This window comes from Bartonella sp. AP72JLCBS (assembly GCF_042195705.1).
Lineage (GTDB): Bacteria > Pseudomonadota > Alphaproteobacteria > Rhizobiales > Rhizobiaceae > Bartonella.
The window spans coordinates 1-7,662 of sequence record NZ_JBHIOU010000027.1 but is presented as its reverse complement, the minus strand read 5'-3'; the positions used below and the strand labels follow the sequence as shown (position 1 = coordinate 7,662).

General features: G+C 36.9%; 12 protein-coding genes and 2 pseudogenes. 4 read left to right on the top strand and 10 right to left on the bottom strand.

Features of this window, described 5'->3' with window-relative positions; all coding sequences use genetic code 11:
• From ACFILO_RS08780 to ACFILO_RS08740, 9 genes and pseudogenes are all read right to left on the bottom strand, one after another.
• Positions 1-67, bottom strand: a pseudogene (locus tag ACFILO_RS08780) (exonuclease); the annotation flags it as partial.
• A 1-nt stretch (position 68) separates the two neighbouring features.
• Positions 69-896: a recombinase RecT gene (locus ACFILO_RS08775; RefSeq protein ID WP_375678156.1), complete on the bottom strand. Its 828-nt coding sequence runs from the start codon at positions 894-896 to the stop codon at positions 69-71.
• A gap of 81 nt (positions 897-977) precedes the next feature.
• Complete coding sequence (locus ACFILO_RS08770) at positions 978-1,460, bottom strand: hypothetical protein (protein WP_375678155.1); 483 nt, start codon at positions 1,458-1,460, stop codon at positions 978-980.
• Positions 1,461-1,465: 5 nt separating this feature from the next.
• Positions 1,466-1,858, bottom strand: a complete 393-nt coding sequence (locus ACFILO_RS08765; protein WP_375678154.1) for a hypothetical protein — start codon at positions 1,856-1,858, stop codon at positions 1,466-1,468.
• Positions 1,859-2,099: 241 nt separating this feature from the next.
• Positions 2,100-2,483 (bottom strand): hypothetical protein, encoded by a 384-nt coding sequence (locus ACFILO_RS08760; RefSeq protein ID WP_273790346.1) that lies wholly within the window; start codon positions 2,481-2,483, stop codon positions 2,100-2,102.
• Positions 2,477-2,878, bottom strand: coding sequence for a hypothetical protein (locus tag ACFILO_RS08755; RefSeq protein WP_375678153.1), 402 nt, complete (start codon positions 2,876-2,878; stop codon positions 2,477-2,479). The genes ACFILO_RS08760 and ACFILO_RS08755 overlap by 7 nt, the downstream gene beginning before the upstream one ends.
• Positions 2,879-2,890: 12 nt before the next feature.
• A complete protein-coding gene (locus ACFILO_RS08750; protein ID WP_375613785.1) occupies positions 2,891-3,649 on the bottom strand; it encodes an antA/AntB antirepressor family protein in 759 nt (252 codons plus the stop codon).
• Positions 3,650-3,719: 70 nt separating this feature from the next.
• Entirely contained in the window at positions 3,720-4,100 is a 381-nt protein-coding gene (locus tag ACFILO_RS08745; protein ID WP_375621921.1) for a hypothetical protein, read from the bottom strand.
• 223 nt (positions 4,101-4,323) lie between these two features.
• The gene (locus tag ACFILO_RS08740) at positions 4,324-4,656 is read right to left on the bottom strand and encodes a helix-turn-helix domain-containing protein (RefSeq protein ID WP_375612684.1); all 333 of its coding nucleotides are present in this window, start codon (positions 4,654-4,656) and stop codon (positions 4,324-4,326) included.
• A 112-nt stretch (positions 4,657-4,768) separates the two neighbouring features.
• Here ACFILO_RS08740 and ACFILO_RS08735 point away from each other — a divergent pair, with 112 nt between their 5' ends.
• From ACFILO_RS08735 to ACFILO_RS08725, 3 genes are read left to right on the top strand one after another with little or no spacing between them, the layout of a single operon-like run.
• A complete protein-coding gene (locus ACFILO_RS08735) occupies positions 4,769-5,047 on the top strand; it encodes a hypothetical protein (RefSeq protein WP_375635078.1) in 279 nt (92 codons plus the stop codon).
• Positions 5,048-5,057: 10 nt separating this feature from the next.
• Entirely contained in the window at positions 5,058-5,708 is a 651-nt protein-coding gene (locus ACFILO_RS08730) for a hypothetical protein (RefSeq protein ID WP_375678152.1), read from the top strand.
• A gap of 10 nt (positions 5,709-5,718) precedes the next feature.
• The gene (locus ACFILO_RS08725; RefSeq protein ID WP_375613781.1) at positions 5,719-6,396 is read left to right on the top strand and encodes a hypothetical protein; all 678 of its coding nucleotides are present in this window, start codon (positions 5,719-5,721) and stop codon (positions 6,394-6,396) included.
• On the opposite strand, the gene ACFILO_RS08720 is transcribed toward ACFILO_RS08725, so the two are convergent.
• Positions 6,386-7,366, bottom strand: a complete 981-nt coding sequence (locus ACFILO_RS08720; RefSeq protein WP_375633130.1) for a hypothetical protein — start codon at positions 7,364-7,366, stop codon at positions 6,386-6,388. The genes ACFILO_RS08725 and ACFILO_RS08720 overlap by 11 nt on opposite strands.
• Positions 7,367-7,441: 75 nt before the next feature.
• On the opposite strand from ACFILO_RS08720, the pseudogene ACFILO_RS08715 reads away from it, so the two are divergent.
• Positions 7,442-7,662: pseudogene (locus ACFILO_RS08715) on the top strand (hypothetical protein); the annotation flags it as partial.

Sequence of the window (7,662 nt, the reverse complement as noted above, 5' to 3'; positions counted from 1 at the left end):
TGTAAACATTAGATGCGGTGACTTTACCCAAGCGCGCTTGAAACCATTCTGCTGTTCTTTGTTCCATCTCACACCGCTGTTCTTTGTTCTTGTGGTGCATATTCTATATCTTGGACGTGAATATATTCGGCATCTTGTATAGGCGCCTCTATTTGCTTTTGTTGTAGGAAAGATTGTTCTTTTTCATGCTGTCTCTTTTGCAAAACATCCAAAATCCTTTGTGCTACTTCATCAGGAAGATCTTCAAGCTTTTGGACTCGTCCATACTCAAGGACTTTTTCCTCTTCTGTTTGAGTGATGTTTATTAATTGTTTGATTTGCGTAAGCACATCATAAGAAACTAACTTCGTTTGTACGTTATGGTTTGTTTCATTGATACGTTTTGCTTCATCTTCTTCATAAATACCGGAAAGCCCGAAAGCATAGCGAGCACATTGTATAGTGGCTTTATGGCGCAACATACGTGCGGGGTATTTTTTCCAAGGGTCACTGTGGTCTTGTTCGCATTCTTTGCGATATTCGGTGACTTCGATAGGGTCTTTAATGCCTTTGAGACGAATAGCACATTTGATAGCAATGAGATTCCCGTCTTTATCGAGTTGATCTTGAAAGGTCATGCCATCAAAGTCAGGATTTGATTTGATGATCTTTATCCAACCGTCGATAGAAACAACGGGTATGATGCCGCCGCCTTTTTTAGGGAGAGCATAGATTTCTTTTGTTAAAGGGTTAAGTCCATAAGTATTGGCAACAAAAAGAAAAACGGCAAATTCTGCATCAGTGATGACATTAGCATTTTTATATCCAATACAAGTTTTTATGATTGTTTCTCGAAATTCTTCAGCAGAAAATCCATATTTTTCTGCCATTTCTTTTAAAAAAGTAGAATTTGTCATGTTGATTTCCTACATTGCGCGCAATTCCCCCGTGGCGTGAATCACGCTGGTGTTTAAAAATGGTTGGTTGTTAGAAAGTGCTTATACGCTCTGTCTTTTCCTAGGGATATGTTCGGCTTTTCTACTATAACTAATATGTGTGTTGCCTGAAATACATGTGTTACCACATACAACAGCTTCACCACCAATATGAGCTTTTTCACAAATTTTGGCATTGCCGTGAATTTCGGCTATTCCGTAAACTTGCGCATTATCGAAAATATGTGCATTGGATTCAACACAAGCGTTTCCAAAAACATTAGCATTTCCATAAATACGTGCATTACATGAGATACGTGCTCGTCCAAATACTTGTGCATTCTCATAAATTTGAGCATTACTGCAAACCTTTGCCCTATCCCCAACCCAACAATCGCCCTCATGAGAGAGGTTACCTTCATGCTCTATAAAACCACCAAGATCACCTTTCTTGACCTTTCCAAAGTCTCTCAGTGCACGAATGCGACGAACTGGTCGACGATAGAGGATGTCTATTTCATCAGTAAGTTCATATTTCTTTTCCATGATTACTATTTCTCACGTCCTACGATTACGGTGGAGCCACTAATTTTACAATTTCCAGCAATGTCTACACGACAGCAAATATATGCTTGATTGTAAATTTTAGCATTTCCGTAAACGTGTACACTTTCCCCTATAACAGAATTCCCATAAATCCGCGCATAGTCAAAAACCTTGGCATTATCTCCAATAGAAGCACCACCAACTTCGGCATAATCAGAAACTTGTGCATTGCCAAAAATCCAACAGTCTCTCTTATGGCTTAAGTTGCTCTCTTTTTCTATAAAACCGCCTAGGTCACCTTTTTTGACATATCCAAAGTCTCTCAGTGCACGAATGCGGCGGAGCGTTCTGCGCCCAAACTCAATTGTTTCATCAGTCATTTCGTATTTTTTTTCCATGGTTTATTTCCTTGATTTGCGTACAATTCCCCCGTGGCGTGAATCACGCATGTGTTAAAAGTTGGTTTGGTTGTTAGAGTTTGGATTTTATAGGCTGCATTATGTCTTCAGAAATTATGGTATCTACATAAGGCTCGTCTTTATACCCAGAGATAGTGATACAAAGTTCACCTAGATTGTGAGTATTTCTCACAACTAACTGTGCACACAAGGTAGGTTTAATTCCATATTTATACATGATTTATTTTTTCTCGTTTGTTGTGATACGGCTTTCTCCGCAGATCTCTGAATCTCCGTAAATTTTTGCGTCGCCATAAACTCTTGCATTGGGATAAACAATTGCATTTCCGTAAATCTGTGCGTTTTCAAAAATGCGACCACCACCATATACTCGGGCGTTATTATAAATTTTTGCATTGTCATAAATTTTTGAACCCCAAGTAACACAAGCATTATCATAGACCCAGCAATTGCCATCATGAGAGAGATTGCTTTCATTTTCTATAAAGCCCCCAAGGTCCCCAGCCTTAACATCATCAAAATCTCTTAAAGCACGAATGCGGTACAATGTATGGCAACTTACAATATCGGTGGTTTCATTAGTCAATTCGTATTTTTTCACCATGCTTTTTCTCCAGTGGACATGACGTTATCGCCATCAATATCCGCATCACGATAAATTTTTGCGTCGCCATAAATACGTGCATTACCGGAAACTGTTGCCATTCCATAAACTTCGGCAAAACCGTAAACATGTGCATTATGTTTAATTCGTGCACTACCATAAACTACAGCATCATCATAAACTTGAGCATTATCGTAAACGCAAGCACAAGATAAGACGAATGCATTACCACCTACCCAGCAATTACCATGATGCGATAGGTTGTTTTCATGTTCTATAAAGCCGCCTAAATTACCTTTTTTAATAACTCCAAAGTCTCTTAAAGCGCGGATACGGTGAAGGATTTTGCCATCAACCTCGATTGTTTCATCAGTCATTTCGTATTTTTTTTCCATGGTTTATTTCCCTTAATGCATGTTTTGTTTTTTAATCTCTTGAGACAACACACCAATTCCTTTTGCTGTGATTTTTGCGCAAGGAATGACTTTTTCTATTCCACTTGCGGTTTGAAGTGTAATGGTGGGACAATCCATTAGTCCTTTTTGGATTTTATCCTGATAAGGCAATAAGCGATCCCCGAAAGTGCGTCGATACACCCATCCTTTTTTCTGTAGGAAGAGAATGAATTGTTTTGGTTGCATTTCGAGCACTTTAGCGGCTTCAGTAAGACTGAAGAGCCCATCAGAGCGTTGTAAGCTTTCAAGAGCCATTGCTTTTGGTTTTAAATCTTCAATGATGATGTCTTTACGCTCATTTTCATTTTTTAGATGAGTTAATACACCTAACATTACTTGTGGACTTGAGTAATCGATTTGTGGTGTAACAACTTGCTTTGCACGCCGCTCGCATTCAATAAAATATTGACGGGCTTGTTTTCCTTTTTCATTACGCTCTACCATGGAAAGTTCTTTTGCCATTTCCAAGGTGAGATGATAATTAATTGCAATAACAGATCTAGATTTTGCGCTCGCCAAATTTGGTGACCGCAAATCTTGTGTTTTTACAAAGTCTTGTCCTTCTATAAAATTGTATCTGCTAATACGGTCCTTAATCCAATTGGAAAAGTCTCGTTTTGCTTCTAAGAATGCGTGCAAGTCACGAGCATTGACTGTCTGAACGCTTTCTTCGTTAATGGTGTTATTTGTAATAGTGATAGGATTATTCATAAGTTTACTCCATCCGATAATTTAATAAGAGGAAAGAGGGGGGCGCTTTTAAATGCGCCCTTAAGAATTTTTAAAGCACATCACAAGGACGCAAACGGTGTTGTTTTTCGTAAGAACCATACATTGCATCATCATATTCGCGCTGTTTTATATCATCTAAAAAAAAACCGTATGCTGTGCTGTGTAGAATAAAATCGTGAGGAATGTTTCCGTTGAAACACTGCTCTTCACATTCTTTAAGATAGAATTCGGCAATATCTTCAGAGATATCTTCGCAACGATTAGTCGTTGGTTCAATACGCAAAATTTGGACAGCATTATCGGCTTGGTCGATAAATTTGATCATGTCACTTTCTTCTAAGAAAGGACCAGATTTAGCGAGATTTTGCTCTTCATTTTCGCACATCACTAAGAGAATTTCATCAGAATTTATAAACACTGGTTTATTCACAAATGCCTCCATACTGCCTATTGGCAAAAGTTATTTTCTAAGATATGGGAGATAAATATATGCAAAAAGTGCAAGTGTCAACATAAAAATGTAAAAAGTGCATATTTATGCTGGATATGTTTTTTTAAAAAGTGCACTATCCACAATTTATGGAGATACAAAATGCAAATAGCGGAACAAGATTCTAATCTTTTAAAAGGGTTTTCTCAGAAAGAAAAGGAAACTATAACTTATCTTTTGATTGCCTTAAAAACTCAATATATAAAATCACAGACTTCTTGTTTTCTTCAGAAAGATCACGATAAAAATTCATAAATTCTTGATCAACATCATTGAAGAAATTGGGGGGGGGCTCGTTAAAAAACTCAGCTATTTTAACTAATTCCCCAATACTTATGCTTCTTGATTTTCCATTTTTGTAAGGATTAATCATTCTGCTTATAGTGGATTGATGGATTCCCAAGTAGGCGGCTAGTTCTATTTGAGCACCGTGTCCGCGCTCGTCTAATTTTTTTTCTAGCCATTGTTGGATACTTTTTTCAATATTGCTACTCATAATTTAAATATTATCCCTAAAAATACGTAAAATGCAAAAATGTGAAAGGTGCATTTTTTGTTGATATATGTAAAAAGTGCAATTATTTATTGTGCTGTTATGGAGATTACATATGCCTTCGAGATTAATTATAAAATATTTAGGTGGTTTCAAAACTGTAGCAACCATAGTGCAAAGAGATGTGTCATCTGTTTATAGATGGCGTGACATGCCAGCAAAACACCAGCAAAAAATTTTAGATTACGCACGTGATCATGGGATAGATTTGCGTCCAGAAGATTTTTTTTATCCCGAGCGCTTGCAGAGATTAATGCAAGAGCAACACCCCCCAATGTCGAAAATTTGCAAGAGCTGCGGTGTTGATCACACCGGAGAAACTTTACAGCATTAAGGAGATAAAGATGAGTTCGAATGAAATTTTATGGATAGCAGTGGTTTCAGTTTTGCTCTTAAGCGGAGTGATGTTTCGTATTGCATTGCATTATCGCGACCAAGTTAAGGCTCTTTCAGAGGAGATTCAATATCTTAGGGCAAGAGTAAAAAAGGTAAATACTGATTTTATATTAGGGAATAGAAATATAACTTATGAATGTGATGCGGATATAGGAAAGTCTGAAGCAGAAATTAAAAAACTGAAGCAAGAGATTAAAGAACGTGACGAGGAAATTAAACAACTGAAACAAAAGACTGAAGAGCATGAAAAGGCGTTCAGAAATGTAAGTGAAGTTGTAATGACACTCGAAGCAGATGTTCAATCACGTGATACGGAAATTAAAGAATTGAAGCAAGAGATTGAAGAACGCGACGAGGAAATTGATGAACTGAAGCAAGAGATTAAAGAACGTGAGGAGGAAATTAAAGAACTGAAACAAAAGATAGATGCGTACCGAGAAGAGTTTAAACGGAAAAGTGAAAAGATACAGGCACTAAAAGCAGATGTTCAATCATGCGACGAGGAAATTCAAAGACTAACACAAGAGCTTAAGCCGCGTGATGAAGCAGTAAAAGCGCCGCTTCATAAGAATAAGAAGAGTAAGAAGAAGGGTAAGTGAGGAGAGAGGGATGGGCTTAATTGCACTTATTATATCTTGTATTGCTAATTTGTGTTCATGTTATGCGGTTTATACCAATTTTAAAAACATAAAAATGCTTAGACAAGCGATAAAAGAACGAGATGAGTTAATAGCGTCACAAAAAGCGTTGATGGAAGGACAGCTAGCAGAAAAAAATGAGTTAATAGCGTCACAAAAAGCATTGATGGAAGAACAGCTAGCAGAAAATGAAGAGAAAATACAACATTTACAAAAATTACAAAAAGAAGTGCAAGAACGTTTGTTGGAATCTGAACAGAAGAAATCTAAAGAGCAAGAATATTTGACTGAATATGAAAATATTTATGAAAATCTTCAAGAGTCTGAAGATGTTCGTGCGCTTGTAAGAGAGTTTGTAGAAAAAGCCCCAATTGTAAATGAAGAAGATGATAGAACGCAAAAGATACTAATACAATTGATGAAGGATGAGCAGAAAAAGAATGAAGCAATTGAAATTATTGAAGATTTCAATAGATGGTTTATGGCAAAACAATCGGTTACAGTTGCAGAAGCCAATAAATGGGATAGGGCACAATATTTATCATTTCTTCTTATGAAACCAAAGCCAATGACATGGGCCGAGTTGGCTGAAAAAAGCCCTGAGGAACAACAGCGTTATTCATCATGTTGGAAAACGGTTATTTATTGAATGGAAACAGCTTGGAATACAACAGATCGGATAGTTTATTACTTGGTTTAATATTAAAATATTCGGGGCAAAAAGTCACTTTTTCTGGTGGATTTAAAGGATTTACGGCAGTGTGCTCCATAGTCAATATTAAAGGAATTTCTGAGTTTCTGTCTATAGGAAAAACACCAATAATTAGTCCTAATAGACCAGAAGGTTTGAGGCTAAATGGATCAATATCGCTATGTATGGGTGGATCGACTCGAGGTTTCTTTAAGCATAAGTGTTTTTCCTGTTGAGGATGGATGTAATGTAGTGCTCCTAGTGATTGTGGCAAAAGTTCACGATAGCATGCGGACATAAAGATAAAAAGGCTATTATCCTGTATGCTGATAGAGTTGATTTTAATTGTTTGTTTTGTAGCATTTGTAATGATTAAAGATACATATATTACTGGAAAGATATCATTAGGATTATCACTTATCCATGAACTGTGTGTGGTAACACGGAGCTTTTTTTCTTCTAAAATCTCTAATTGTTTTTCCAGAACTGTGGCAAGCTTTTTCATTGATATCGCTTGTTGTCTAGTTGATTTAGCTATGTCCATGGCATTGGCTAATTCTGTTTTAAATTTTTCTCGATCTTCTTCTCTTAATTTTTCATCTTTTTCTCGATCTTCCTTTCTCAATTTTGCAGCTTCTATGCGATCTTCTTCTCTTAATTTTTCATCTTTTTCTCGATCTTCCTTTCTCAATTTTTCATCTTTTTCTCGATCTTCCTTTCTCAATTTTGCAGCTTCTATGCGATCTTCTTCTCTTGATTTTGCAGCTTCTATTCGATCTTCTTCTCTTAATTTAAATGTCTGTTTAATAGAAAGAAAAGCAAAAATTGCGGATAATAAAGCACCAACCGAAGAAAGTGCAGAAAATAAAACAGAAAACGCAGAAAATAATACAGGATGCTGTTCTATCCAATTTAAAATCGCTTGCATACTTCTTACACCCTTCTTTCCTTCATTTTCAGAAAAAAACAATCCTATAAAACACATTTTGTATGGAGCGGCGTGGTGATTAACACGATTCTTTGTTTTGATCTAGGTACGCGGACTGGGTGGGCGATACGTGGTGCAAGTGGTGACATGTTCAGTGGTACCGTGAATTTTCAATCACGCCGTTTTGAAGGCGGTGGAATGCGTTACTTGCGTTTTAAACAATGGCTATCAGAAATAAAGCAGACAGCAGGTCAAATTGACGTGGTGTATTTTGAAGAGGTGAGGCGTCATAAAGG